This window comes from Devosia equisanguinis (assembly GCF_900631955.1).
Taxonomy (GTDB): Bacteria; Pseudomonadota; Alphaproteobacteria; order Rhizobiales; family Devosiaceae; genus Devosia; species Devosia equisanguinis.
On sequence record NZ_UZWD01000018.1, the window covers coordinates 81,643 to 108,149 of the forward strand.

The 26,507-nt window shown below is 63.0% G+C and carries 27 protein-coding genes and 1 riboswitch; of the genes, 17 read left to right on the top strand and 10 right to left on the bottom strand.

What is annotated here, in order from left to right:
• Positions 1-299 precede the first annotated feature (299 nt).
• Positions 300-1,448, top strand: a complete 1,149-nt coding sequence (locus tag DEVEQU_RS05855; RefSeq protein ID WP_126149648.1) for a PA0069 family radical SAM protein — start codon at positions 300-302, stop codon at positions 1,446-1,448.
• A gap of 48 nt (positions 1,449-1,496) precedes the next feature.
• Here DEVEQU_RS05855 and DEVEQU_RS05860 read toward each other — a convergent pair whose 3' ends face one another.
• Positions 1,497-2,078 (bottom strand): hypothetical protein, encoded by a 582-nt coding sequence (locus tag DEVEQU_RS05860; RefSeq protein ID WP_126149649.1) that lies wholly within the window; start codon positions 2,076-2,078, stop codon positions 1,497-1,499.
• A gap of 79 nt (positions 2,079-2,157) precedes the next feature.
• On the opposite strand from DEVEQU_RS05860, the gene DEVEQU_RS05865 reads away from it, so the two are divergent.
• From DEVEQU_RS05865 to DEVEQU_RS05875, 3 genes are all read left to right on the top strand, one after another.
• Positions 2,158-2,523 carry a DUF4180 domain-containing protein gene (locus DEVEQU_RS05865; RefSeq protein ID WP_126149650.1) on the top strand — a complete coding sequence of 122 codons (366 nt, stop codon included), beginning with the start codon at positions 2,158-2,160 and terminating at the stop codon, positions 2,521-2,523.
• Positions 2,523-3,209: a ribonuclease HII gene (locus DEVEQU_RS05870; RefSeq protein WP_126149651.1), complete on the top strand. Its 687-nt coding sequence runs from the start codon at positions 2,523-2,525 to the stop codon at positions 3,207-3,209. The genes DEVEQU_RS05865 and DEVEQU_RS05870 overlap by 1 nt, the downstream gene beginning before the upstream one ends.
• An 82-nt stretch (positions 3,210-3,291) precedes the next feature.
• Entirely contained in the window at positions 3,292-4,428 is a 1,137-nt protein-coding gene (locus DEVEQU_RS05875; RefSeq protein ID WP_126149652.1) for a site-specific DNA-methyltransferase, read from the top strand.
• A gap of 83 nt (positions 4,429-4,511) precedes the next feature.
• Here DEVEQU_RS05875 and DEVEQU_RS05880 read toward each other — a convergent pair whose 3' ends face one another.
• Positions 4,512-5,075, bottom strand: a complete 564-nt coding sequence (locus tag DEVEQU_RS05880) for a GNAT family N-acetyltransferase (RefSeq protein ID WP_126149653.1) — start codon at positions 5,073-5,075, stop codon at positions 4,512-4,514.
• 35 nt (positions 5,076-5,110) lie between these two features.
• Positions 5,111-6,166: an A/G-specific adenine glycosylase gene (locus DEVEQU_RS05885; RefSeq protein WP_126149654.1), complete on the bottom strand. Its 1,056-nt coding sequence runs from the start codon at positions 6,164-6,166 to the stop codon at positions 5,111-5,113.
• A 98-nt stretch (positions 6,167-6,264) separates the two neighbouring features.
• On the opposite strand from DEVEQU_RS05885, the gene DEVEQU_RS05890 reads away from it, so the two are divergent.
• The 3 genes from DEVEQU_RS05890 (at position 6,265) to DEVEQU_RS05900 (ending at position 11,255) form a co-directional block, all read left to right on the top strand.
• On the top strand, positions 6,265-6,777 hold the full coding sequence (locus DEVEQU_RS05890) for a DUF721 domain-containing protein (protein ID WP_126149655.1): 513 nt from the start codon (positions 6,265-6,267) through the stop codon (positions 6,775-6,777).
• An 89-nt stretch (positions 6,778-6,866) separates the two neighbouring features.
• Positions 6,867-7,667, top strand: coding sequence for a thioredoxin domain-containing protein (locus DEVEQU_RS05895; RefSeq protein ID WP_126149656.1), 801 nt, complete (start codon positions 6,867-6,869; stop codon positions 7,665-7,667).
• A gap of 132 nt (positions 7,668-7,799) precedes the next feature.
• Positions 7,800-11,255: a chromosome segregation SMC family protein gene (locus DEVEQU_RS05900; RefSeq protein WP_126149657.1), complete on the top strand. Its 3,456-nt coding sequence runs from the start codon at positions 7,800-7,802 to the stop codon at positions 11,253-11,255.
• Between the two features lie 6 nt (positions 11,256-11,261).
• On the opposite strand, the gene DEVEQU_RS05905 is transcribed toward DEVEQU_RS05900, so the two are convergent.
• The gene (locus DEVEQU_RS05905) at positions 11,262-11,576 is read right to left on the bottom strand and encodes a hypothetical protein (RefSeq protein ID WP_164550278.1); all 315 of its coding nucleotides are present in this window, start codon (positions 11,574-11,576) and stop codon (positions 11,262-11,264) included.
• 90 nt (positions 11,577-11,666) lie between these two features.
• The gene (locus DEVEQU_RS05910) at positions 11,667-12,053 is read right to left on the bottom strand and encodes a hypothetical protein (RefSeq protein ID WP_126149659.1); all 387 of its coding nucleotides are present in this window, start codon (positions 12,051-12,053) and stop codon (positions 11,667-11,669) included.
• A 287-nt stretch (positions 12,054-12,340) separates the two neighbouring features.
• Between DEVEQU_RS05910 and DEVEQU_RS05915 the strand changes: the two genes are divergently transcribed.
• The 9 genes from DEVEQU_RS05915 (at position 12,341) to gcvPB (ending at position 20,017) form a co-directional block, all read left to right on the top strand.
• On the top strand, positions 12,341-12,736 hold the full coding sequence (locus DEVEQU_RS05915; protein WP_223214113.1) for an AtpZ/AtpI family protein: 396 nt from the start codon (positions 12,341-12,343) through the stop codon (positions 12,734-12,736).
• An 18-nt stretch (positions 12,737-12,754) separates the two neighbouring features.
• The gene (locus tag DEVEQU_RS05920; RefSeq protein WP_126149660.1) at positions 12,755-13,534 is read left to right on the top strand and encodes a F0F1 ATP synthase subunit A; all 780 of its coding nucleotides are present in this window, start codon (positions 12,755-12,757) and stop codon (positions 13,532-13,534) included.
• Between the two features lie 57 nt (positions 13,535-13,591).
• Positions 13,592-13,819 carry a F0F1 ATP synthase subunit C gene (locus DEVEQU_RS05925; RefSeq protein WP_116589250.1) on the top strand — a complete coding sequence of 76 codons (228 nt, stop codon included), beginning with the start codon at positions 13,592-13,594 and terminating at the stop codon, positions 13,817-13,819.
• Between the two features lie 102 nt (positions 13,820-13,921).
• Entirely contained in the window at positions 13,922-14,554 is a 633-nt protein-coding gene (locus tag DEVEQU_RS05930; RefSeq protein WP_126149661.1) for a F0F1 ATP synthase subunit B, read from the top strand.
• A gap of 5 nt (positions 14,555-14,559) precedes the next feature.
• On the top strand, positions 14,560-15,048 hold the full coding sequence (locus DEVEQU_RS05935) for a F0F1 ATP synthase subunit B family protein (protein ID WP_126149662.1): 489 nt from the start codon (positions 14,560-14,562) through the stop codon (positions 15,046-15,048).
• Between the two features lie 300 nt (positions 15,049-15,348).
• A riboswitch (glycine riboswitch) is annotated at positions 15,349-15,437 on the top strand.
• Between the two features lie 147 nt (positions 15,438-15,584).
• On the top strand, positions 15,585-16,745 hold the full coding sequence (gcvT, locus tag DEVEQU_RS05940) for a glycine cleavage system aminomethyltransferase GcvT (RefSeq protein WP_126149663.1): 1,161 nt from the start codon (positions 15,585-15,587) through the stop codon (positions 16,743-16,745).
• A gap of 9 nt (positions 16,746-16,754) precedes the next feature.
• Complete coding sequence (gene gcvH / locus DEVEQU_RS05945) at positions 16,755-17,120, top strand: glycine cleavage system protein GcvH (RefSeq protein WP_126149664.1); 366 nt, start codon at positions 16,755-16,757, stop codon at positions 17,118-17,120.
• 12 nt (positions 17,121-17,132) lie between these two features.
• Positions 17,133-18,476, top strand: a complete 1,344-nt coding sequence (gcvPA, locus tag DEVEQU_RS05950) for an aminomethyl-transferring glycine dehydrogenase subunit GcvPA (protein ID WP_126149665.1) — start codon at positions 17,133-17,135, stop codon at positions 18,474-18,476.
• On the top strand, positions 18,473-20,017 hold the full coding sequence (gcvPB, locus tag DEVEQU_RS05955) for an aminomethyl-transferring glycine dehydrogenase subunit GcvPB (RefSeq protein WP_126149666.1): 1,545 nt from the start codon (positions 18,473-18,475) through the stop codon (positions 20,015-20,017). Before gcvPA ends, gcvPB begins: the two co-directional genes overlap by 4 nt.
• Before the next feature lie 50 nt (positions 20,018-20,067).
• Here gcvPB and DEVEQU_RS05960 read toward each other — a convergent pair whose 3' ends face one another.
• The 3 genes from DEVEQU_RS05960 to DEVEQU_RS05970 form a co-directional block, all read right to left on the bottom strand.
• A complete protein-coding gene (locus DEVEQU_RS05960) occupies positions 20,068-20,652 on the bottom strand; it encodes a hypothetical protein (RefSeq protein WP_126149667.1) in 585 nt (194 codons plus the stop codon).
• 19 nt (positions 20,653-20,671) lie between these two features.
• Positions 20,672-21,160, bottom strand: coding sequence for a peroxiredoxin family protein (locus tag DEVEQU_RS05965; RefSeq protein WP_126149668.1), 489 nt, complete (start codon positions 21,158-21,160; stop codon positions 20,672-20,674).
• A 98-nt stretch (positions 21,161-21,258) separates the two neighbouring features.
• Complete coding sequence (locus DEVEQU_RS05970) at positions 21,259-22,092, bottom strand: protein-disulfide reductase DsbD domain-containing protein (protein ID WP_126149669.1); 834 nt, start codon at positions 22,090-22,092, stop codon at positions 21,259-21,261.
• A gap of 130 nt (positions 22,093-22,222) precedes the next feature.
• On the opposite strand from DEVEQU_RS05970, the gene DEVEQU_RS05975 reads away from it, so the two are divergent.
• Complete coding sequence (locus tag DEVEQU_RS05975; RefSeq protein ID WP_126149670.1) at positions 22,223-22,798, top strand: YqgE/AlgH family protein; 576 nt, start codon at positions 22,223-22,225, stop codon at positions 22,796-22,798.
• A 27-nt stretch (positions 22,799-22,825) separates the two neighbouring features.
• Here the strand turns inward: DEVEQU_RS05975 and DEVEQU_RS05980 are convergent, their stop codons facing one another.
• Complete coding sequence (locus DEVEQU_RS05980) at positions 22,826-25,705, bottom strand: EAL domain-containing protein (RefSeq protein WP_126149671.1); 2,880 nt, start codon at positions 25,703-25,705, stop codon at positions 22,826-22,828.
• A gap of 180 nt (positions 25,706-25,885) precedes the next feature.
• Positions 25,886-26,503 carry a GNAT family N-acetyltransferase gene (locus DEVEQU_RS05985; protein WP_126149716.1) on the bottom strand — a complete coding sequence of 206 codons (618 nt, stop codon included), beginning with the start codon at positions 26,501-26,503 and terminating at the stop codon, positions 25,886-25,888.
• Positions 26,504-26,507 lie beyond the last annotated feature (4 nt).

The following is a 26,507-nucleotide window of genomic DNA, read 5'->3' on the forward strand; positions in this document are numbered from 1 at the left end:
AAAAATTCGTGACAGACCCTGTCAGCAACAAATCGGGCGCACGCGAAACCGAGATGGGATCGGGATCGCGGGATAAGGCGCAGGACAATGTGTTAACGGGTGGGCCGGCCCAGGCGCGGTTGTCTACGCCAGTGCGGCTGGGCCGTAAAGTCTTGTAATGCAGGCCGGCCATGCCGATATGGTAGGCAGGAAAGGTCACCCAAACAAGTTCGTTCTTGTTTTGTTCTCGTGTTGCTGTTAAGTCTTTTGCGTGTCGGAAGGCAGCGATTCTGCCGCCGTCGCAGGCAGGAGAACACGAAATGGCCCTCTATCAGGCCCCATCCTTCGAAGCCCTGGAACGCTTGAGCCGCAGCCGCGACGCCGACCTGGCGCGGCGCGAGCTGGAAAATCCGGACCGTATTCGCGGCCGCGGTGCGCAATCGAACCGCACGGGCCGGTTCGAGGTGCACCAGCGTGAAGGCTTTGACGATGGCTGGAACAATGTGGAGCCCCTGCCGGTGTTCGAGACCATCGAGCACACTGAGCGCGCCAAGAGCATCATCACCACCAATGACAGCCCCGATATCGGTTTTGATCGCTCGATCAACGCCTATCGCGGCTGCGAGCATGGCTGCTCCTACTGCTTTGCGCGGCCCACCCATGCCTATCTCGGCCATTCGGCCGGGATCGACTTCGAGCGCGATATTTATGTGAAGACCAACGCCGTGGAGGCATTGCGCGCCGAATTGGGGGCAAAGTCCTACCGGCCCAAGCCTATTGCCATGGGCACCAATACCGATCCCTATCAGCCGGCCGAGCGCAAGCACAAGCTGACGCGCGGCATTCTGGAGGTGATGCTGGAGACCAGGCATCCAGTGATGATTACCACCAAGTCAGCCCTGATCCTGCGCGATCTGGACCTGCTCACCAAGCTGGCCAAGCTCAACCTGGTGAAGGTGGCGATTTCGGTGACGTCGATGGATCACAAGCTCAGCCGCAAGATGGAGCCGCGCGCTTCCTCGCCTGCACGGCGGCTGGAAGCCATCCGCGTCTTGTCGGAGGCCGGCGTGCCCACCGCCATTTTCGCCTCGCCGATGATCCCTGCGATCAACGACATGGAGCTCGAACGCATTCTCGATGCCGGCAAGGCGCAGGGTGCCGTCAGCGCACAGATGATCCTGCTGCGGCTGCCGGGCGAAGTGCGCGACGTGTTCCGCGAATGGCTGCTGCGCCATTTCCCCGACCGGGTGCGCCATGTGCTGTCGCTGGTGCGCGACACACGCGGCGGCAAGGATTACGATTCCCGCTGGGGCACGCGCATGACCGGCGAAGGCCCTTATGCCACCCTGCTGCGCCAGCGCCTCGACAAGGCCCGGGAGCGGCTGGAACTCGACGCCAAATTGCCGCCGCTGCGCATCGACCTGTTCGAGGCCCCGACGCTGGAAAGCCGACAGATGAGCCTGTTCTGAAAAGACAAGGTCGGCGCGACTGCAAGGCTCGGGCCCGCGGGTCGGCCCTTAGTACTCCGCCACCTTTCGCGCATAGATGTCCATGAAGTCGAGCGAAGCAAGGACACCTTGCAGGGACAGGCGCACCTCGAGCGGCTGATCGCGGCCGGTAAGGGGCACAGAAAGGGTGACTGCATTGCGGTTTTTCATCTTGTCGATGATCCCGGTCTCGACCACATCATCGGTGATGAAGAACTGATTAATGGTGTTGAAACGGGTTTCGATGCCGGAGCCCATGGGCAGGCTGATGGGAGGCTCACCACCGAAGCGCAGTTCCATGGGACGGGTGGGGTCATAATCGCCCTCCTCGCCGGCAATGGTAATGGCAAGGTCGAGCTTGCCGTCGAGGCGATTGCGAACAAGGGTCAGCTTGTAGGAGGGCAAATTGGCGCCGTTGAGCGTTTGGCTACCGGTGCTGGCAAAGCAGGAATAGCCGTAGAAATCGGTGGCGTCCTCGTCGATCTTGTCGGGACAGGCCGCCAGCCAGTCGCGATTATATTCGCGCCATTCGCCATAGGGGTGGTGAAACGGGGCCGCCACGGCGGGCATGGCCATAAGCAGGCCGACGGCAAAGCATGTCGCTAGGCGCATTGTTGTCTCTCAATCGCTTTGCCCCCCGGCACGGACTCTTATATCAGGGTCAATGTGCTGGGAAAATGGAGGCGACGCCATGGACATCGAAAAGCTTGGCCCCCTGACGCTGGCCTTTTTGCCCAGTGAAGGGCCGCTGCAGGGCAGCGAAGCGGATGCTGTCGACATTATCGGCAACACCTATGGGACCGGCGCCGAGATGGTGGTGGTGCCGGTGGGCCGGCTGGTGCCGGAATTTCTCCAACTCGACACGCGCGTTGCCGGGCTGTTTTTCCAGAAGATGCAGAATTACAGCCTGCGGCTGGCCGTGATCGGCGATATTTCCGAACGCATGGCCGCCAGCAAGGCGCTTCGCGACTTCGTCGGCGAAACCAACCGCATCGGCCACCATTTATTCGTCCCTGACCGGGCGGCGCTGGTCGCCGCGCTCGAGCGAGGGCGCTGATGGCAAGGCGTTTGCGACCAGAGGGCGACGATCTTTTCGCCACCATGCCCGAGACCCCGGACTTTTCGCATGAAACCATGCTGATCGAGCGCGGCGCACGGATCGTGGCGGGCGTCGATGAGGCCGGACGCGGTCCGCTCGCGGGCCCCGTCGTGGTGGCGGCCGTGCATCTCGACCCGCACAATATTCCGGCCGGGCTCAACGATTCCAAAAAGCTCAATGCTGCCCAGCGCGAGGCACTCTATGCCGAGATCATGGCAAGCAGCGCGGTGGCCATAGCCAGCGCACCACCGGGTGAAATCCTCAGCCTTAACATTCGAGGCGCGACGCTTGCCGCCATGGCACGGGCCGTGCGCGCCCTGCCCTGTGCGGCCGATCGGGTGCTGGTCGATGGACGTGACGTGCCGCCGGGGCTGCCCTGCCCCGGCCTGGCGCTGATCGGTGGTGACGGACGTAGCGTGTCGATTGCCGCAGCCTCCATCATCGCCAAGGTGACGCGCGACCGCATGTGCGCAATCATGGATTGCGACACACCGCAATTCGGCTTTGCCGGTCACAAGGGCTATGGAACTGCCGCGCATTTGAACGCGCTCAACACACATGGACCCTGCCGCCACCACCGGAACGGGTTTGCGCCGGTTACGGCGTTGCTGATGCGGCGGACAACGGTTGTGGTTGCCGGTTAACCCCTCGCTAACCCCTTGCGAACGCTCCATTAACCCTGACGGGCTATAACGGGACTGTTAGTACTGCGTTAGGGTTAAGTGTATGTTGCGTACCGCGCGTACGGCCCGCAAGGCCGATGCGGAGAGGGAGGCGACCCGCCTTCCAATCGACACCATTCTCGTGGGCGATTGCATCGACCACATGAATGCCTTGCCGGCCGGCTCCGTCGATCTGATCTTCGCCGATCCCCCCTATAACCTGCAGCTGGCGGAGGGCCTGACCCGCCCCGACCAGTCCAAGGTTGATGCGGTGGACGACGACTGGGACAAGTTTGACAGCTTTGCCCATTACGATGCCTTTACCCGCGGCTGGCTGCGCGCTGCCCGCCGGGTGCTCAAGCCCGATGGCGCCATCTGGGTCATCGGCAGCTACCACAATATTTTCCGCGTCGGCACCGCGCTTCAGGATCTGGACTACTGGATGCTGAACGACGTCATCTGGCGCAAGGCCAATCCCATGCCCAATTTCCGTGGCACGCGCTTTACCAATGCGCATGAAACGCTGATCTGGGCGGCGAAAAGCCAGAAGAGCCGCGTCACCTTCAATTATGAAGCCATGAAGCTGGCCAATGACGACACGCAGATGCGCAGCGATTGGCTGTTTCCCATCTGCACCGGGGCCGAGCGGCTGAAAAACGAGGACGATGGCAAGGTCCATCCGACCCAGAAGCCCGAAGCGCTGCTGTTCCGCATTCTCAATGCCACGACCAAGCCGGGCGATATCGTGCTCGACCCGTTCTTCGGCACCGGCACCACCGGGGCGGTGGCGCGCAAACTGGGCCGGCATTTCATCGGCATCGAGCGTGAACCAGCATATATCGAAGCTGCCCGCACCCGCATCGCCACCATCCGTCCGGGGGTATTCGAGGCGCTGCAGTCGGTGACGCCGAAACGCAAGGAAGTGCGCATTCCCTTCGGCTCATTGGTCGAGCAAGGACTTATTGAACCGGGCGCGCAACTCTTCGACTTAACGAAACGTTACTCTGCCATGGTTCGTGCAGACGGCTCGCTCGTCTCGGGTCCACACCAGGGGTCGATCCACAAGGTCGGCGCGCTGGTCCAGGGAGCCGAGGCATGCAACGGGTGGACCTTCTGGCATCACGACTTCCTTGGCGTCGCCGAGCCCATCGACACCCTTCGGGCCAGCGTTCGTCAAAAACTTGATTTGCTTTCTGCCTGATCCTGACCTCCAATCACGTCTCAGGCTCTATCCACTGGCCGCCGGTTTGCCCCGGCGGCCTTTTTCTTTGCGCAATCGGCCAGTCAGGCGCCTTGAGCATGCGCCTCCCATTCGCGGCGCAAAATGGCGTATTGCATGGTGTTTTCGTAGATGGGCCTACCATCGGCATCGTTCATGAACGTCACATATTCGATAAACATGCCTTCACGCCGCATGCCCAGTTTTTCGCACAAACGCTGCGAGGCGACATTGTGATCCTCGACATAGGCATAGATGCGCCGCGCATTCTGCTCTTGGAAAAGCTGCGCTAAAAACGCCTTGGCCGACTCGAAGGCATAGCCCTTTCCCGAGAAAGCGGGATTGAAATTCCAGCCGACCGAGATCGTGTCCGGCACAGCAGCGAACGGGTCTTCTTCGACATGGGCGAAAAGATCGCCGATCACCTCACCGGTCTGCTTGAGACACACGGCAATATAGCCATCTTCGGCAGCGCGCTTGCTCACCTCGATTTCCGCCGCCGCCAGATCGGCAAGCTTTAGCGAGAGGAAGCAGCCGGCCGTGGGCGCCTCGAGATAGGCGAGCAGCGCCGGGGCATCACCATCGCGAAATTTCCGCAGGGTCAGGCGCTCGGTTTGGATGGCTTGCATTTCTTCGTCTTTCAATCTTTGTGAGTGACATCTCGTCACCCATCAAGCCCGGCCGCAGCCAGCACTTTCCGGAATAGCGTCGGCAAAGCCTCGCCGCCCAATAGCGCAGGTTCGCTCCACCAGCCACCGTCCAACCCTTCGGGTGGCACCACAGCCGACCACACTTCGAGTTCTAATCGAAAGTGGGTGAAAATATGGACCACCTGCCCGCGATGCCGCCAGTTTGCAGGCAGTGGGTATATGGGATCGACGAGATCGGCGCTCCATTCCGAGGTCGGCACCTCGGTCATGCCCGCCAGCAGGCCCTTGCCGGGACGCGACTGCAGATACACATCGCCCGCTGCGTCCAGCATGACAAAGGCGTGGCCTTTTCGGACGGGGCGCTCGGCCTTGGCCGGCTTGATCGGATAGAGCAGCGGATTGCCCTCGCGCGCGGCCATGCACCCTGGCTGAAGCGGACAGATGAGGCAGGAGGCGTTGCGCGGCGCGCAGATGGTGGCGCCGAGATCCATCATGGCCTGCGCGAAATCGCCGGCGCGGTGGGGCACCGCGACCTGCAAAGCCGCGCGTAACTGCTCCTTGGCATCGCGCACCGGCACGGAAAGGGCATAATAGCGGGCCAGCACACGATCGAGATTGCCGTCCAGCACGGCGACGGGCTCGTCGAAGCAGATGGCGGCGATGGCAGCGCTGGTATAGGCGCCGATCCCCGGCAGGCTCTGCAAAGCGACGGAACTTGTCGGAAACACGCCGCCATGGTCGCGAACGACAGTGACGGCACAGGCGTGGAGGTTTCGCGCCCGGGCGTAATAGCCGAGACCCGCCCATTCGCGCAGGACCGAATCCAGCGGCGCATTGGCCAGGTCAAAAACCGTCGGCCAGAGGCTGGTGAAGCGGACAAAATAGGATTTGACCGCCGCCACGGTGGTTTGCTGCAGCATGACCTCGCTCAGCCATATCTTATAGGGGTCCGGCTTGACGCCGGTTCTGCGGTCGGCAGGCGAAACGCGCCAAGGCAGATCGCGTGCATGCAGATCATACCAAGCGAGGACGGCAGACGAATCGAGGGCATGCGGGGACGAAAGGGGCATGGGCGTGGATATCGTCTTGTGGCCGCTGCCGACAAGCCGGACGCTGAGCGGACAGGATCAACCTTGCATGACATGGGCGGCAACAGTACTGCCTAGACATGGCCGAAACCCCGCCCGAACCGAAGCGCCGCAACAAATCCGTCAGCATTGCCGACGCGATTGGGCATGCGCTCGATCCGGTGCTGAAGAAGCGCGGCTTTGCCGGTCGCGACATCATCACCCATTGGGCGGCCATCGCGCCGCCGCCATTCGACAAGACCACCCTGCCCGACAAGCTCAGCTGGCCGCGCGGGGCCAGTGGCGCCGAAGGGGCGGTATTGGTATTGCGCTGCGCTCCGGGCCAGGCGCTGTTCGCCCAGCATGCAGCGCCCGAGATCGCGCAGGCGGTCAACCGCTATTTCGGCTATCTGCTGGTGGCCGATGTCAGATTGTCTGCCGAGCCGTTCAGTCCCGGTTCAGGCCAGAAGCGGCATAAACCTCATCAACCGAGCCAGAGCGAAGTCGCAAAGGTCGGCGCTGTGACCGACAAGGTCCAAGACAGCGATCTGCGGGAAGCGTTGCGGGCCCTGGGCCTGGCGCTCTCCGGCAGATCGGAACAGAACGGCGGATAGACTGTTCACCCCCAAGTGATAATTGTGCCTACTTGCCGACAAGTTCCGCCCGTGTAGTGTCGCGCACAAAGAAAAACAGGAGCCTCCCCGTGAATTTCACTCGCCGCGACACTCTAATTCTCGCTGCTGCCGCTTCGGCGCTGAGCTTGTGCGGTGTCGTCACCGCTCAAGCGGCCGAAGGTGACGTGGTCGACGTCGCCAAGCTGATGGCCCCGGCGGGCGATATTCCCGACAAGGTGCAGGGCAATCCCGACGCCCCCGTTACTGTCATCGAATATGCCTCCCCGACCTGCCCGCATTGCGCGCAGTTCCACAACGAGGTCTATGAGCCGTTCAAGGCCGCCTATGTCGATACCGGCAAGGTGAAATTCATCCTGCGCCCCTTCGTGCGCAACGTGCTCGACGCCGCCATCTTCATGCTGGCGGAAGCGGCCGGTCCCGAGCAGTACAATAATGTGCTCGCCACCTATTTCCGCACCCAGAACAATTGGGGCACCTCGGCCACGCCGCGCGACGCCATCTTCGATATTGCCAAGCAGCTCGGCTTTACCCAGGAAAGCTTCGACACCGCCTTGACGAATCAGGCCCTGTTCACCGGGATGGAAGCGCAGCGCGACCAGGCGCTCGACGAATTCGGCATGACGGGCACACCGACTTTCTATGTCAACGGCAAGACGCTTTCGGGGGCCAAGACGCTCGAGCAGCTCGCTGCCGAGATTGATCCCCTCGTGCCTGCTGACTTCGTTGCCCCGGCTGCGACCACCGAGCAGCCCGCCGCAGGTGCAATGGCTCCGGCAACCGACACGATGGCCCCTGCCAATACGATGGCGCCAGCCAACACCATGGCACCGGCGACCGACAGCATGGCCCCGGCCCCTGCGCAGCAGTAATTCCGACGTCGCCTTCTCCCCTGCATGGGGAGAAGGCAATTTCGCGGATGACGGGCTTTTCGCCGCCTCCGCCGCCAAGACCATTCATGCAATGCGCCGCGTCCCCTTGCCCCTCCCCGGAGGACGCAAGAAATGAAGTTCACGCGGCTCAAGCTTCACGGCTTCAAATCCTTTTGCGATGAGACGGTCCTGGTCATGGAACCGGGGCTGACCGGCATTGTCGGACCCAATGGCTGCGGCAAGTCCAACCTCGTCGAAGCCATGCGCTGGGTCATGGGAGAAAGCTCCTATAAGGCCATGCGCGCGTCGGGCATGGACGACGTGATCTTTTCCGGCTCGGGCAATCGCCCCGGCCGCAACAGCGCCGAAGTCACCCTGGTGCTGGACAATTCCGACCGCACCGCTCCGGCAACGCTCAACACCGCCGATGTGCTCGAGGTCACGCGCCGGATCGAGCGCGAACAGGGCTCAGTCTATCGCGTCAACGGCAAGGATGTGCGCGCCCGCGACGTGCAATTGCTGTTCGCCGATGCTTCGACCGGCTCGCGTTCCCCGTCCATGGTGCGGCAGGGGCAGATCGGCGAGCTGATTGCCGCCAAACCGACCGCTCGCCGCGCTTTGCTCGAAGAGGCGGCCGGCATTTCTGGCCTGCATTCGCGCCGGCACGAAGCCGAACTGCGCCTGCGCGCCGCCGAAGGCAATCTCGAGCGCGTCGATGACATCATTGCGCAAATTGAAACGCAGCTCGAAACGCTGAAGCGCCAGGCTCGACTGGCGACACGTTATCGCGCGCTGTCCGGCGACATCCGCCGCACCGAGGCAACGCTTTACCACATTCGCTGGGTGGCCGCCCGCGCCGCGGAAAAGGAAACCGAAGCGGCCCAGGCGGTGCTGGTGCGGCAATTGGCCGATGCTACCCATTCAGAGCACGAGGCCCAGAAACGGCTCGCTGAAGCCGAGGCGGCGCTGACGCCCCTGCGCGAAAAGGAGGCGGTGGCCGGGGCAATTCTGCAGCGCTACACGATTCTGGCCGAGCAATTGGCCGATGAAGCGCGGCGCATGAGCCAGCGCCGGGTGGAACTGGAAGAACGGTTGCGCCAGATCGCGGCCGATGGCGCACGTGAACGGGAGCTGGTGGCGGAGAGCGAATCGACGCTGGCCATTTATCTCGAGGAGCAGGAAGCGCTGCGCGAGGAGCAGGAAGAGGCGCAGGAGGCCTTCGAAGCGGCCAGCGGAGTGACCGAGGCGGCGCGCGCCGCGGTGATCGAGGCCGAGGCCGAGACGCGAAAGGCAACCGAGGCCCTGGCGCAATTGCGCAGCCGTCGGGCCCAGGCCTTGCGCGTGGCCCAGGACGCTGAAGCCCGCCTGTCTCGACTGGCGCAGGAACGCGCTGGGGTTGCCGCCGAACTCAGCCGCATTGCCGAGGTGCTGGACGCCGACGAGACGGTCACGGCCTGCCGCGAAGCGCTCGAAACCGCACGGGCAGACGCGGCCGAGGCCGAAGCCATTGCGCTGGAGGCCGAGGAAGAATCGGCCATTGCCCAGGCGCGGCTCGATGATGCCCGCCCCAGGCTGGCCGAACTCGACGCGCTGGTGAGCGGGCTCGAGGCTGAGGCATCGACCTTGGGCAAGATGCTCAATATCGGCGCCAGCCTATGGCCTGCTATTGTCGATGAATTGCAGGTGCAATCCGGCTACGAAACGGCGCTGGGTGCGGCGTTGGGCGATGATCTCGAAGCCTCATCCGATGCCGGGGCGCCGATGCACTGGTCGATCGCCATTGAGGGCTATGACGACCCGCCGCTCCCGCAGGGCGCCGAGCCGTTGTCGCGCTATGTCTCCGGCACGCCGCTGCTGAAGCGCCGGCTCGATCAGATCGGGCTGGTCGATGCAGTGGATGGGCCGGGGCTGATGACAGCGTTGTGGCCGGGCCAGCGGCTGGTGACGATCGAGGGTGCGCTCTGGCGTTGGGACGGCTTTGTCGCTGCGGCAGACGCACCGACAGCGGCAGCACAGCGCTTGGCCCAGCGCAATCGGCTGGCGGAGCTGGACGAGGAAATCGCGCGCGCCAAGGCTGAGCGCAATGCGTGGCGACGCGATATCGACATACTGACCAACGCGCTCGATGAGCGACGCCACGAAGAGCGAACGCGCCGCGAGGATTGGCGCAAGGCCCAGCATGCCATCGGCGCGGCGCAGATCGCCTTGGACCAGGCGCAGCGGGCGTTGGGCGAATTCGCCAGCCGCCGCTCGGCGCTTGAAGAAGCGTTGCAGCGGATCACCTCCAGCCAGGAGGAAGCAGAGGCCGCCCGCGCCGAGGCCGAAGACATGCTGGCAGAGGCCGGCGACGAGGACGAATTTGCGGCCGCCGCCGAAGACGGACAGCGCCGCTTGTCCGGTCTGCGGGAGCGGGCCGAGCAGGCTCGGCTCAATCTCGGCACGGTGGAGGCTGCCACGCGCATGCGAAGCGCCCGCCTTGATCAGCTAACCCGCGACGCCGCCGCCTGGCAGCGCCGCCGCGATGGCGCCCAGGCGCAGCTCGATACGCTCGACCAGCGCACCCGCGAGGTGGAGGCGCAGCTGGCCGGCATTACCGAGGCACCGGAAGGCTTTTCGAGCCGCAAGGCCCAGCTCGACGACCAGATCGAAGACGCGCAGATCGACTACAAGGAGGCCGGGGACCGGCTCTCGGCCGCGCAAACCGCCTGGCGCGACGCCGACCGTGCAGTCAAGTCAGCCGGCGATGGGCTCAACGATGTCCGTATCGAGCTGACGCGTATCGACGAGCGCCTCAAGGGCTTCATCACCCAACGCCAGCAGATCGAGCGGCAGACCGAAGAATCGCTTGGCATTCCGGCGAGCAAGACGCTCGAAGCCTCGGGTATTCGCGCGGAAGAGGCCCTGCCCCCCGAAAGCCCGACCGAGCAGAAGCTGGAACGACTCAAGGCGGAGAGGGAGCGCCTGGGCGGCGTCAATCTTTCGGCCGAAAAGGAAGCCGAAGAAGTCCAGGAAAAGCTCGACAAGATGGTGGCGGACCGCGACGACATCATCGAGGCCATCGCCAAGCTGCGCAGCGCCATTTCCTCGCTCAACCGCGAAGGCCGCGCGCGGCTCAATGAGGCTTTCGGCAAGGTCAATGCCTATTTCCAGGAGCTGTTCACGACGCTGTTCGGCGGCGGCACGGCCGAGCTGACCTTCGTGGAGAGCGACGACCCGCTGGAAGCCGGGCTGGAGATCATCGCCCGCCCGCCCGGCAAGAAGCCCCAGACCATGACGCTGCTGTCCGGCGGCGAACAGGCGCTGACCGCCATGAGCCTGATTTTTGCGGTTTTTCTCACCAATCCAGCGCCGATCTGCGTCCTCGACGAGGTCGATGCGCCGCTCGATGACGCCAATGTCGAGCGCTTCTGCAATCTGCTCGACAATATGCGCCAGCGCACCAATACGCGTTTTATGGTCATTACGCACAATCCCATCACCATGAGCCGCGTCGACCGCCTGTTCGGCGTGACCATGGCCGAACGCGGAGTGAGTCAGCTGGTGTCGGTGGATTTGACCACCGCAGAGGGTTTTCTCGAGGCGGTGTAGCCGGCGCTACAGGGTGAGGCGGGCTTCCAGTTCGGAAATGATCTGGCGCGCGTCCTGCAGTTCGGCGCGCAGTTGCGCGTTTTCCCGGCGCAGGGTTTCGATGTCTTCATGGATGGCTGTCGGCGCTGCTATATTGGCCTCCGGAGCACCGGCGGAAAGAATCCGGGCATGAAGAGCCGCGAGATAGTCGAGATCGTCCGGATAGGACTGGCCGGCACGCGCCTCGGCAAGAATGCGTTCGAGATCGGCCGAAGTGTCCTCGTTCATCTCTCCGGTAGCCAGCAACTCGCTGACCAGACGCTCGACTTCCGACAGATCCATCATGCTTTTCCTGTTTTGCTGACATTCACCTCCTGCATTGCCTCAATCGGAAGCAACACACAACCTCAACGGCGCCATGCCTTGGCTGCCTCAGGCGGCCGGCTTGCGCGCGCCGATTGCGGCGAGCAGAGAACAGATCGCAGCCGGAGGCCCACCAAGCAGGCCCCAGAACAGGACCAGCGGCGACCACAGGCCGAACAGCACGACCGGAACGGCAATCGGTACGAAGCTGAAGAGAAATCCCACCACCAGCATGATCGCTGGCCGAAATGGCAGGCTTTTCTCCTCGAGCACCTGGTCGACGCCAGCTGCAGCAATGAATGGCAGGCATCCCATGGCGAGAGCAGGTGGGTAAACAACCACGAGAAACAATGGATCGAAGGCATCCAAAGTGTCACTCGCCAGCACGAACCTAAGAACGCACAAGGATAGAAAGGGGCCAAGAAGGCAGAATAACAGCAGCCGCTTTTTGCTCATGGGGGCCTCCGCTCATGCCTTCCCTATCGCTTCGATCCTGAACGGGAGCTGACATCCGCAGACACCCAGCAGGGACCAAGAATCCCCCAAGCGCGCCATGACTCTGCCACGATCACGGTGTGGACAGCATGCCGCACCCCGGAAATGGTTCGAATACCGCTGAAAATACAAAGGCTTATGCCTTTTCAATGCGCCTTGACACCTTTTGGGGCCACCACTATGTTGCGCCCAACTTGAAGGGCAGCCCGGAATCCCCGGGGAATGCGGCCGGCCGGAGGAAGCAGCGGGTGACCAAGCCGTCTGACGACCAGGGTAAAGCCGCACATGCTCGAGAGGCGACGCGCGATCTTGCATCGCGTATTGCTTCGGCCAAGCGGGAGCGGGATCTGGAGGACAACAGAGCCTCGAGGGACGCTTCCCCGGAAATGACCGGTCTGGCGCGCGGCCTGCGCATCGGCACCGAGTTCATCGCCGCGGTTCTGGTGGGTGCCGGCATCGGCTACCTGATCGACCTTGGCCTGGGGACCAGCCCCTGGGGTTTGCTCATCCTTTTGCTGATGGGCTTCGCCGCTGGAATCCTGAACGTCATCCGCGTGGTGACGGAAATGAACGCCGCATCGCCTGCCCCGAAGGGTGCCGACCTCGGTCCCGACGCGGAAGACGAAGAGCGGAATGAGAATTGATGACGATTAGAGGGCTCCATGGCCGGTACTGACCCGATCCACCAGTTTGTCATCTATGACATTGCCAAGCTTTTCACCATTGGTGGTGACGGCACCGAAGGTTCTGGCACGACCATCGCCTTTACCAATTCGGCGCTGTTCATGGTCCTCACCGTGGCGACCATCGTCGCCTTCCTGCTGCTGACCACCTCCGGCAAGAAGCTGATCCCGACCCGTGCGCAGCTCGTGTCCGAACTGCTCTACGAGTTCGTGGCAGGAATGGTGCGAAGTTCGGCAGGCACCGCCGGCATGAAGTTCTTCCCGCTGGTGTTCTCGCTGTTCACCTTCATCTTCGTGGCAAACATGTTCGGCATGGTGCCATACTTCTTCACCGTCACCAGCCACATCATCGTCACCTTCGCCCTCTCGATGCTGGTTTTCGTGACCGTCATCGTCTATGGCTTCGTCAAGAACGGCCCGAAATTCCTCAAGCTGTTCGTGCCTGCCGGTGTTCCCGGCTATATCCTTCCCATCGTGACGCCGATCGAGGTCATCTCCTTCCTCTCGCGTCCGATCAGCCTCTCGGTCCGTCTGTTCGGCAACATTCTTGCCGGTCACATCACACTCAAGGTCTTTACCGGCTTTGCCGTGATGATGATCGCCGGACTGGGTGCCGTCGGCTGGGTCGCCTCCATCCTGCCGATCCTGATGGCAATTGCCCTCACCGGTCTCGAGTTTCTCGTCGGTTCAGTTCAGGCCTATGTCTTTGCGGTCCTGACCTGCATGTATCTCAACGACGCGATCCACCCCTCCCACTAACCACCAATCTCGGCGGATGGCCCGCCGGAACCCATAGTCGCTTGAAAGGACTTTGAAATGGAAGCTGAAGCCGCGAAGTACATCGGTGCCGGTATTGCTACCTTCGGTATGGCTGGCGCCGCCCTTGGCGTGGCCAACATCTTCGGCAACTTCCTGTCGGGTGCCCTGCGCAACCCGTCGGCTGCTCCGAGCCAGTTCGGTAACCTGATTTTCGGTTTCGCCGTGACCGAAGCTCTGGGCATCTTCTCGTTCCTGGTTGCCCTGATCCTGCTGTTCGTCGCCTAATTCGCGACAGCACGAGACTAACGCGGCCGGGCATCTCGCTCGGCTGCGCTCCCTTCTCCGGTCCTTCGGCCGGATGACCGGATTTAACGGGACCTCGACCAGATGGTAACGCAAGCCTACGCTCAAGAAGCGGAAACCCCGGCAGCAGAACATGCTGTCGATGCTGCTCACGGCACGGACGCCGCCCACGGCGACCCGACCGCTGATACGCATGCCACGACCGAAGCGCATGGCGGTGACCATGGTTCGGGCGTGTTCCCTCCTTTCGATCCCGCGACCTTCCCCAGCCAGCTGGTGTGGCTCGCCATTACCTTCGCCGCACTCTACGTGCTGCTGAGCAAGGTCGCTCTGCCGCGCATCGGCGGGATCCTGGAAAACCGCAAGGCCCTGATCGATGCCGATCTGGCTGCCGCCGACGCGGATCGCCAGAAGACCGACGCTGCCATTGCTGCCTATGAGAAGGCCTTGGCCGATGCCAAGTCCAACGCTCAGGGGATTGCCAACCAGACGCGTGACGCCATCCAGGCGGATCTCGCTGTCAAGCGCACTGCCGTCGAGGCTGATCTCAGCGCCAAGGTTACGGCGGCGGAGGCCCGCATCGCCCAGACCAAGGCCGAGGCCCTCACCCATGTGGACGAGATTGCTGCAGAGACGGCCCAGGCCGTTGTCGGGCAGATCGTCGGCGACGTGTCGGCAGACAGCGTTCGCGCTGCCGTTGCCAAGGTTAAGGGGTAATCGCCATGGCTGAATGGTTGGATAACAGCTTCTTTGCAACGGTCGGCCTCGTCCTCTTCCTGGGCCTGATGATCTATTTCGGCGTGCCGAAGATCATCGCCAAGATGCTGGACGGCAAGATCAAGCAGATCGAGACCGACATCGCGGAGGCCAAGCGCCTGCGTACTGAGGCTGCCGCCCTGCTCGTCGAATACGAACAGAAGCGCGCTGCCGCCGAACGCGAAGCCGAGGGCATCGTGACTGCCGCCAAGCAGGAGGCCGAGCGCCTCACCGTCGAAGCCAAGGCTTCGCTGGAAGATTTGGTGACCCGTCGCACCAAGGCCGTGGAAGACAAGATCGCCCAGGCCGAGGCTCAGGCGCTCGCCGAAGTGCGGTCGCGCTCTGCCGACATCGCCATCGAGGCAGCCCGTGCAGTGCTGTCCGACGAGATGAACAAGAATGGTGGCAAGGTCATCGACGCCGCCATCGCCGATGTCGCAGGCCGGCTGAACTAAGGATCGAACGGTCCACATGAATTTTAAAGGCGGGCAGCGATGCCCGCCTTTTTTGTTTGATGCGAATTGACGAGGCCCCTACCCGACCTCCCCCTCTCACGAGGAGGATAAGAACAGCAGTGGCTCCCAATTGCGAGGACAAGCTGGATGGGCTCCTCCCCCGTCTTCAGGGGGAGGCGGGGTGGGGGCACTTTGGCTGGAAGTCTGGGACTCTGCAGGCGAGTTCCCCGGGCACTGCGGGTTGGATAGCAGAACAATTCTTGACGCAGATTGACGCAAGCAAAAATCTCCACCATGGTGCCGATGACTGCGGGAGAGACTGGCCTTGTGCCGGCGCCGAAGGAGCAACCGCCCCGGAAACTCTCAGGCCAAAGGACCGCAGTCAGGTCAGAAACTCTGGAAAGCAGGCTTAACGGCCTCTCCGAAGGAGCAACCGGTGCTCAGCCGGGAAATCTCTCAGGGCAAGGACAGAGGGGGCACGCATTCCCGCCGTAAGGCGGAGCCTTGTCGTGTCGCCGTCCAGCCAGAGAGAGTTCATGGCCGAAGCCTCCACAGAAGACCTCAAGCAAACCCCACTCTACGATCGTCACGTCGCCGCCGGCGGCCGCATCGTGCCGTTTGGCGGCTATGCCCTGCCGGTGCAGTATCCCACCGGTATCATGGCCGAGCACAAATGGACGCGCGAGCAGGCCGGCCTGTTCGATGTCAGCCATATGGGACCGAGCTTTCTCACCCTCACCAATCCCTCCGGCGACGCCGAGGCGGACCACGCAGCCATCGCCGCTGTCATCGAACCGCTGATCTCTGGCGATATCGCCGGACTCAAGCCCGGCCAGATGCGCTACACGCTGCTGCTCAACGATACCGGCGGCGCTGTGGACGACCTGATGGTGGGCCGCTCGCCGACCACGCCGGGCTCGCTGTTGATCGTGGTCAATGCCGGCACCAAGGAAAACGATTTTGCCATCATAGCCAAAGCGGCGGGTGACAAGGCTATCTTGCACCGCGCGGACGACGGCGGCTTGCTGGCCCTGCAAGGGCCGGAGGCGGTCAATGTCATGTCGGCGCTGGTGCCTGACGCCGCGCAACTCGGTTTCATGCAGTATGGCCGCTATGAATGGAACGGGGTGAAAGCAACGATTTCTCGCTCCGGCTATACCGGCGAGGACGGCTTTGAAATTCTGGTGCCTGGCGACAATGCCGCAGCCCTCTGGGACGCGCTGCTCGCCGATCCGCGCGTCAAGCCGATCGGCCTCGGTGCCCGGGACAGCCTGCGGCTCGAAGCCGGACTGCCGCTCTATGGCCATGACCTCGACGAAACCGTCTCGCCGATCGAAGCCGACCTTGGCTTCGCCGTCTCCAAGCGTCGTCGCGAGGCTGCCGATTTTCCAGGCGCCTCTCGCATACTGGCCGAGCGGCAAGGGGAGTTGTCCCGCAAGCGCATCGGCCTTCTGGTCGAAGGCGCGCCGGCCCGCGAAGGGGCCGAAATTCTCGACGCCGATGGCAATGCCGTCGGCATCGTCACCAGCGGCGGCTTTGCGCCCTCTATCGGGCGGGCCATAGCCTTGGGTTTCGTGCCCCCTGCCCTGAGCGATATCGGCACGGCCCTACAGGTCTCCGTTCGCGGCCGTGCTCAGAAGGCCGAAGTCGTCGCGCTTCCCTTTGTTCCCCACCGTTACTTCCGCAAATCAGCCTGAGGCCCCCCTATGACCACCAAATTCACGCCAGACCACGAATATATCCGCGTTGAGGGTTCGACCGGGATCGTCGGCATCACCCACTATGCCCAGGAGCAGCTGGGGGACATCGTCTTCGTCGAGCTGCCCGCCCTGGGCAAGGTGCTCAAGAAGGGCGACGAAGCGGCCGTGGTCGAGTCGGTCAAGGCTGCTTCGGAAATCTACGCGCCGGTGTCAGGCACTGTCACCGAGGTGAACGAAGCCCTCAATGGTGAACCGGGTCTGGTCAATTCCGCCGCCGAGGCCGGCGGCTGGATGTTCAAGATCACCATTGCTGACGCCGGCGAAATCGACACCCTGCTCGACGCCGACGGCTATGCCGAGCTGACACTCTAAGACCTGGACATCATGCGCTATCTTCCCCATTCCGCCCATGAGCGCGCCGAGATGCTCGGTGTGATCGGTGCGCCCAGTGTCGAGGCGCTGTTCAGCGCCGTGCCGGCCAGTGCCCTCAAATCCTTCACACTCGACCTGCCGGGGCATAGCCCGGAATTTCTGGTCGAGGCGCATATGCGCGCCCTTGCCGGCAAAAACCACGCCGCCGGCGATGGTCCGTTCTTTGTCGGGGCCGGGGCCTATCGCCACCACGTCCCAGCGACGGTGGATCATCTGATCCAGCGGTCGGAATGGCTCACGGCCTATACGCCCTACCAGCCGGAAATCTCGCAGGGCACCCTGCAGATGCTGTTCGAGTTCCAGACGCAGGTGGCCAAGATCACCGGAATGGATGTGGCCAATGCCTCGCTCTATGACGGCTCCACCGGCACTGCCGAAGCCGTGTTGATGGCGCGCCGCCTCACGCGCAAAAACCGGATCATCCTTTCTGGTGGCCTGCATCCACACTACCGTGACGTGGTGAAAGCCTATCTCAAGGACGACGCGGATCTGGTCTGCCTGTCGCCGTCCCCCGAGGGCCAGGGTGATATCCTCAGCCAGATCGACGGCAACACCGCTGCGATCGTCATCCAGACGCCAGATTTCTACGGCCATTTGCGCGACCTCAGGGCAGCCGCCGATGCCATGCATGCACAGGGCGGCTTGCTGATCGTCGTCATCACTGAAGTTGTGTCGCTGGGTCTGCTGGAAGCACCGGGTGCGCTCGGCGCAGATATCGTGGTGGCCGAGGGCCAGTCCATCGGCAATGCGCTCAATTTCGGCGGTCCCTATCTCGGGCTGATGGCGACCAAGAAGGAATTCATCCGCCAGATGCCCGGGCGGCTGTGTGGCGAGACTGTCGATGCCGACGGCAATCGCGGCTTCGTGCTGACGCTCTCCACCCGCGAGCAGCATATCCGTCGCGAAAAGGCGACGTCGAACATCTGCACCAATTCCGGCCTTTGTGCGCTGGCCTTTTCAATTCACATGGCGCTACTCGGCGAGGCGGGGTTTACCCGTCTGGCGCGGCTCAACCATGCCAATGCGATAAAGCTGGCCGATGCGCTGGCCGGTGTCCCCGGTGTGCGTGTGCTCAACGACACATTTTTCAACGAAATGACAATCAGGGTGTCGCAGCCCGCTGCCGGTCTGGTCGAGCGCCTCGCCAACCGTGGCATTCTTGCCGGTGTGCCGGTCAGCCGCTTGCTGCCGGATGAGCAAAGTGTCGAAAACCTGATCATCCTTGCTGCCACTGAACTCACCACTGAGGCCGACATTGCCGCACTGGTTGCCGCCCTGACGGAGGAACTGGCATGAGCATGAACACGCAAGGCCGCCCCACCGGCATCGGCACCCTGGGCACCTCCGCCTCAGGCTCGGCGCTGCTCCCCGACGAACCGCTGCTGTTCGAAATCGGTGACACCGAACATTCCGGCGTCGACCTGCCAGAAGTCGAATTGACCAGTAACCGCCTCGGCGGGTTTGGCCGCAAGAGAAAGCTCGATCTGGCAGGCCTGACCGAGCCTGAAGCCATGCGCCATTATGTGCGCTTGTCGCGACTCAACCACTCGATCGATAGCGGCATGTATCCGTTGGGCTCATGCACGATGAAGCACAATCCGCGCCTCAACGAGAAAATGGCCCGCCTGCCCGGCTTCTCCGACATTCATCCGCTGCAGCCGGTCTCTACCGTGCAGGGCGCACTGGAGCTGATGAACGAACTCAGCCATTGGCTGATGACGCTCACCAATACGGCTGCCGTGGCGCTCTCGCCCAAGGCAGGCGCCCATGGCGAGCTTCTGGGAATGATGGCCATCAAGGCGGCACAGGAGGCAAAGGGCGAGGCGCACCGCACCGTCGTGCTCGTGCCCGAAAGCGCCCACGGCACCAACCCGGCCACCGCAGCCTTCCTCGGCTACACGGTCAAGCCCGTCCCGGCCAAGGCCGATGGCACGGTCGATGTCGAAGCAGTCAAGGCGGCGCTGTCGCCGGAGGTCGCCGCGATCATGCTGACCAATCCGAACACCTGCGGGCTGTTCGAGCCGCAGGTCATCGAGATTGCCAGGGCAGTGCATGAGGCCGGGGCGTTCTTTTACTGTGATGGCGCCAATTTCAACGCCATCATGGGCGTTGTCCGTCCGGGCGACCTCGGCATCGATGCCATGCATATCAACCTGCACAAGACCTTCTCGACGCCGCATGGCGGTGGCGGGCCGGGCGCCGGCCCTGTCGTGCTGTCCGAGGCTCTGGCGCCCTTCGCGCCGGTGCCGTTCGTCCGCAAGGGTGCCAATGGGTTGGAGCTGGTCGAGCATGTCGAAGATCAGGCCCTGGGTCGCGTCACCGCCTTCCATGGTCAGATGGGCATGTATGTGCGCGCGCTGACCTATATGCTGAGCCATGGTGCCGACGGGCTGGCGCAGGCGGCGGAAGATGCGGTGCTCAACGCCAACTATATCAAGGCGCGGCTGCAGGATGTGTTCTCGGTGCCCTTCCCTGACTATCCGACCATGCACGAGGCACTGTTCGACGACAGCTTCCTCAAGGGCACGGGCGTCACCACGCTCGACTTCGCCAAGGCGATGATCGATGAGGGTTTTCACCCCATGACCATGTATTTCCCCCTGGTGGTGCATGGCGCCATGCTGGTCGAGCCGACAGAAAGCGAGAGCAAGCAGACGCTGGATCGCTTCTGCGACGTGATGGCGGAACTGGCCAACGACGCCAAGGCCGGCAATACCGAGCGCTTTACTGCAGCCCCGCTCAAGGCCCCGCGCCGTCGCCTCGACGAGACCCGCGCGGCCCGTCAGCCGGTGTTGAAATGGGAAAAGCCCGTTGAGCTGCCGAAGGCAGCCGAGTAAACAAAAGGCCCGGAGCGATCCGGGCCTTTTTCTTGTCTGCCGCGCTGAAATCAGCCGCGCGTGTCGAACCCGACCCAGATGGTGATGTTTTCGCCACCGAGATAGGGAATATTGACGCTGTTGACGACCTTCACGAATTCAGCCGACTGGGCTGGCGGCGTGATGGCAACAGGAATGGTGTACTTTTCCGAGAAGATGGCCTGGCCGTCGCGCTCGACCGCAAAGCGGATCGGCGCATTGACCGAGGTCTGCTTGCCGGCAGGGCCGAGCAGCACGCGGCCGGTGACACCCATATTGACCGTGATCTGGCCGTTGGAGACGACGCAGTTGCGCGAGGTCTCGTCGATGACGCCCTGATATTGCAGGGACTTGGCATCGCCGGTGCGGCCGCCGCCATAATAGAACATGGCTTCGCCGCCCAGACGCACCTTGATCGGCGGGCATTCGGTGGCGATCACCGGCAGGGCGCTGGTCTGCGCCTGGGCAACGGCAGCCGGGGTGGCCGTGGCATTCTGCAGCTGCGCGGTGTCGCGCGAGCCACCGCCCATGAGGCCGCCCATGGAGCAGCCGGCGAGAAGAACGGCCATGGCGCCGAGTGAGGCAAAACGCAAGGTGGTGGTCAGGGTCGTGGTCATGTCTGTCGCTCCTGACAAATTAGGCTGCAGCGGCCTGGAGGGCCATCAGAATGGCGGGGGCGCCGCTGGCGTTGACGCCAGGCGCATCTTCGACGAACACATCGGAGAGGACGCCGTCGCGAATAATCATGGCAGAGCGCACGAAGCGCAGGCCAAGCCCGCCAAATTGCTTGTCGAGACCCATGGCCTTGGCGAGATCGCCATTGCCGTCAGCGATGAACTCGACCGCACCAAGCGCATCGCTGGCCTCGGCCCACGCCTTCATGACGAAGGCGTCGTTGACGCTGGCGCAGACGATCTTGTCGACACCGGCCGCATGCAGCTTGTCGGCATTGGCCAGGAAACCGGGCAGATGATTGACATGGCAGGTCGGGGTGAAGGCCCCAGGCACGGAGAACAGAACAACTGTGCCTTCGCCCAAAACCGCGTCGCTGGTGGTGTCGCTGGTCCCGGTCGCCGTCACAAGCTTGATCCCGATAGACGGGATCGGATTGCCACGTTCGATCATTGGTGGAAATGCCCCATGCCTCTGGCGGTCAGCGCCGCCTACTCCAAAACTCTGCACCGCGATATGCGGCTTTGCCGCCGCAAGCAAGACCCGGCGGTCTATGGGCGCGGTGCAGTTACGTCGTCCACAGGCTTACCAATGGTCCGGCTGACCTCAAAAGCTCCCATGCCGGTCATGAATGTAAGCTGAACAATCTTCCCTTGCAGGGCACTATTGTCCGTTTTTCCATGGATGGGAAGCGTGACTAGGTTGGTTTGAGGGCTTTTTTGCGGCGCACCGAACACCGGAAAACCCTCCTGGGTGGAGGCAATCAAGCTCGCGGGATCAAAGCCATCGTCATTTATCCACACCCCGATGGCCTTGCCGCCATCAAGCACTTCCACAGCGCCGATCGGCTCATCGGCTTCGGCCCACCTGGCAGGGACGCTGGCCAGGGCTTGGCGGATGCGCAGGCCATTGGCCCGGTCGGGCGCCGCATCGCGGAGGTCAAGGCTGAGACGAGCCTGGGCCGGAATGCAGATTTCGGCACAGACACCAAGGGTCACGGCCGCCTCGACGCGACCGGCGGGGTCATCCACCGTCACGGCGAAGGGCAGCACCACATGACCGAAATAGACATAATCAAGATAATCCGCCTTCTGGTCGCGCACCGGATAGGGCCAATGCATTTCGTGCCCGGAAACGCCGATGGAGCCTGTAAAGTCGATTTGCGTTGGCAGGCCGGTATCGCCGGGCACGCGCCAATAGGTCTTGGTATCGGCAGGCATGTCGATTTCGAGCGCCATCAGGGTGGTGCCGTCGGCCTTGACGATCCCGGTGCTGATCAGCCGGAGGGTCACGCCCGGCGCCAGTTCCTGCCAGGCGGTTTCGCCCGCCAAAGCGGGCGACAGGGCAAGAAACGGCACTGTGAGCAGAGCAAGAAGGGTGCGCATGGTGCTGGCATTAGCGCAGCAGAAGGTGAAGGAATAGCTGATCGGCGATCAGGCCTTCGTGATGCTCAATTGTCCGGCTGCGGCCCTGGTTCGCTTGGCAGGGCGGGCCGGGCCCTTTACACTTGGGATCATGAACTCGCTCGAAGGACATTTTCTGATCGCCATGCCTGATATGGAGGATGAGCGCTTTGCCGAAAGCGTCATCCTGATCGTCGGCCACGGCACCGAAGGCGCCATGGGACTGGTGGTCAACCACGAAATGGCCAATCTGCGCTTCGCCGATATTCTGGACGAACTGGATCTGGGCGATCCCGATGCGGTGATCCGGCTTCCAGACGCGATCCGGCAGCGTGCGGTCATGCGCGGTGGACCGGTGGAAAAGGGGCGCGGCTTCGTACTACACAGCGCCGACTACCAGAGCGGCAATACCTATCAGGTGTCTGAAGAGGTCGGGCTGACGGCGACGCTGGATGTGCTCAAGGCCATGGCATTCGGGCCGGCACCGCGCGCCTCTCTCCTGGCGCTGGGCTGTTGCGGCTGGAGTCCCGGGCAGTTGGAAGACGAGATCAGCGCCAATGGCTGGCTGACTGCGCCGTTCAGCCGTGAACTGCTGTTCGACGTGCCGGTGGAAGACCGCTACGACCATGCGCTGGCCAGCCTGCATATCACCCGCGCCAGCCTCAGCACGGAAGTCGGGCACGGTTAGCGCGGCCACTCTAGCTTGTGAGCGGGTTTACCGCCCCAGCTGCACCGCCAGCTTCTTGCCAAGCTCCACGCCGGTCATGGCCGATCCAAAGACGAAGCCCTGTGCATAGCGGCAGTTGAGGTCGCGCAGGCGATCCACTTCGTCCTGCGTTTCAACACCCTCGGCAATCACCAACAGATCGAGATCGGTGGCCAGGGCCACGACGGCACGAATGATCGGCGCCTGGGTCTGGGCAATGCCGTTTTCGGTGCTCAACCGCACGAAAGGCGCAGCAATCTTGATGGTGTCGATCGGGAAGCGGTGGAGATAGCTCAACGAGGAATGGCCAGTGCCGAAATCGTCGAGCGCCACCCCAACGCCGAGATTGCGCAGTGCCTCAAGCATATGGGCGGAATGTTCGGGATTGGTCATGGCCTGGCTCTCGGTAATCTCGAGCTTGAGGTGGGCGGCCAGTTCCTTGTCGCGGGACAATAGGTTGCGCATGTCGGTCAGCAGCGTCTCCGTCGCCAACTGGGTAGGAGAGAGGTTGACCGAGATGAAGAACCCTTCCGGCAGGCCCGGTGTGGTCATCCATTCGCGGGCCTGCGCCGCCGCCTGCTCGAAGGCCAGGCGTCCCAGCTTTTCAATCTGGCCCGAGCGCTCCGCCAGCGGCACGAATTCGTCGGGCATGACCAGACCGCGGGTGGGATGGGTCCAACGCATCAGGGCCTCGGCACCGGCCATCTGACCGGTCTGCAGATCCATGATCGGCTGGAACTGCACATGCAGCTCGCCCTGCTTCATACCGCGCTCGAGATCTTCCTCGCTGGCTTTGTTGTAGGCCGCGATAGAGCGGGCGGAAGCACGATAGGCTTCGATACGGTCGCCGCCCAGCCGCTTGGCGTAGTACATGGCCAGCTCGGCATCACGCAGCACATCCTCGGCGGTCGAGGGATTGCTGTCATAGATGGTGACGCCAATCGAGGCGGTCAGCACCAGGTCGCGGTCGCCGAAATTGAACGGGGATTTCAGCGCCTTGCGGATCTGCTCGGCGGTTTCGGCGATCTTGCTGGCAGCCTGTTCGGAAGAGAGGATAACGGCAAACTGGTCGCCAGACACCCGCGCCACCGTATCGAGCGGCCGCATGATGCGCGCGATGCGGCGGGAAATGGCAAGGAGCACGGAATCGGCTGCGGAATGGCCAATGCGTTCCTCGAGCTCCATGAAGCGGTCGATGTCTATGAGGAACACAGCCGGCTTGGTGCCGCCGGGGATGCGAGCGCGGACCAGGGCCCGCTCCAGCCGGTCGAGGAAGAGCTGGCGGTTGGGCAGGCCGGTGAGGCTGTCATGCACCGCGTCATGCAGCAGGCGTTCGCGCGCGGCGCGGTCTTCGGTAACGTCCTGCAGGGTGCCGACGATGCGGTTGACCTGACCATCGCCACCCAGCACCGGCTTTACCCGCATGCGGAAGGTGCGGTAGCTGCCGTCGTGGCTGGCGATGCGCATATCGGCGGAAACCTTGCCGCGGCGCAGTTCCACCAGTGTATCGAAGGCGGTGCGGAAACGGTCGCGGTCGTCGGGATGGACACGGTCAAGCCAGCGCTTGATGGCGCCACGCAACGTGCCACGCTTTTCGCCCAGTCTGGTGCCGAGTTCGTCGCTGACGGTGACGCGGTCGCGCTCGATGTTCCAGTCGAAGACAAAATCGCCCGAACCGGTCAGCGCCAGGGCGCGGCGCTCAACCTCACTGAGCGTACCGATAGAGACCTGCCCCTCGGCAAAGGCGTGCTGCACGGCGGTGAAGCCAAGCAGCATGACGATGAGCACGAGGCCGCCGGCCACGGCAGGCTGGGCCACGTCATTGCTCACCTGGCCTGAAATGACCAGCCAGGCGTAGAACAGCCAGGCGATATAGATGATCCAGGTGGGCACCAGGAGCACCGCGCGGTCGTAACCGCGAAGGGCCAGAAGCAGGATCAGGAAGAAACCCGAAACGCCCAGCAGCGCCAGCACCAGCCGGGCGATGCTGGCGGCAATGGCGGGCTGGAAGAAGGCAAAGGCAAAGAGCGCCAGGAACAAGGCCGCGAGGCCCAGCGCCAAATGAATGAAGCGCAGATGCCAGCGATGGAGGTTGAGGTAGATGAACAAAAATCCGGCCAGGGCCGTTGCTATGCCCGCCTCCGCCGCCGCGCGTAAAGGCTGCACGCCACCTGGGGACAGGCCGAACAGGCGCCCCATGATGCCGAAATCGATGAGCAGGTAGACCAGCACCGCCCAGGCTACGGCTGCCGTAGCGGGGAAAACACCGCGTCCCTTGACCACGAACATAATGGTGAGGAACACGGCGGCAAGCGCTGCGACCCCCAGAACCACGCCCCGGAACAGGGTGAAGGAATTCACATAGTCCCGATAGGCATTGGGTTGCCAGAGGTAGAGTTCGGGCAGATTGCCTGACGTCAGCTCAGCAACGAGGGTAACGGTGGAGCCCGGATCGAGCGTTACCTCAAAAACGTCGGCTTCCGGATCGGCGAGGCGGACCGGGCGGATGCCTGCGCTGGGCGTTACGGCAGTGACGCGGCCTTCGCCTAGATCTGGCTGGAACACGCCGGAACCCGGCAGACGGAAGAAGGGCGCGACGAGCAGACGCTCGATCTGCTGGTCGCTGTCATTGCGCAGTGCGATCAGCGCAAAGGCAGGGTTCGTGCCCTGCTCGGCCGCCAGCACTTCGATGCGACGGATGATGCCGGTCGAGTCCGGCGCGGTCGACAATTGCACGCGGCCATCCTGGCCCGGCACGATCTCGACCACGGCGGACAGATTGACGGCGTTGACGTCCTCGGGAACGGAAATGACCTCGAAGGCCCACGCTGAGGTGAGGCAGAGGAAGGCGACGGCCAGGGAGATCGCGGCGGCGAGAAAGTGACGCATCAGGGGCAGTTAAATCCTGCGCTAGGCTTCATTGTGGCGGCGGCGCAAAAGAGGCCGCACAGCCTTGGTTTTTCTTTCTCCTCCCGGAGGGCGGTAACTTGGTACGAGAGATTGCCGCTTGCGACAAGCGTCGTTTCCTGTGGCCAAACTGCCACAGTGGGTTGATGGGCGCTTAAGCCGCTAGGCCACCCAGTGGCGCACACCCATTCTTTCCGCTTCCCAGCGCTCATGGGTCAGCCCCATGAGAACGTGGTCTTCCCAGCGGCCGTTGATCTGCAGATAGCGCTCGGCATAGCCCTCTTCCACGAAACCGTTCTTTTCCAGCACCCGACGCGACGGCGTGTTGGTGGGCAGGAACGCGGCGTGGACGCGGTGCAGGCTCAGGGTGTCGAAGATGAAGGGCAGCGTGACCGAGACAGCCTCGCTCATCAGCCCCTTGCCGGCATAGGGCTGGCCCATCCAATAGCCAAGATTGACGAACTGGGCGGCGCGACGGCGAATATTGGAGAGGGTGATACCGCCCACCAGGGTTTCGGAACGACCATCGGGCAGGAAGACGAAGAAGGTGAAATCGGTGCCCTGCTCTGCTTCCTGACGCGCCCGCTTGACCCGCATGGCAAAAACCCGTCGCGCCAGATCGGCCTCGGACCAACGCGGCTCGAAGGGTTTCAGGAAATCCTGGCTCTCGCGGCGTAAACGATACCAGGGCTCATAGTCGCGCATGACCGGCAGGCGCAGCATGACCCGACCACCACGCAGAGCAACCAGAGGCAGGGGCGAGGACCAGGGCCAGGCCATGGGA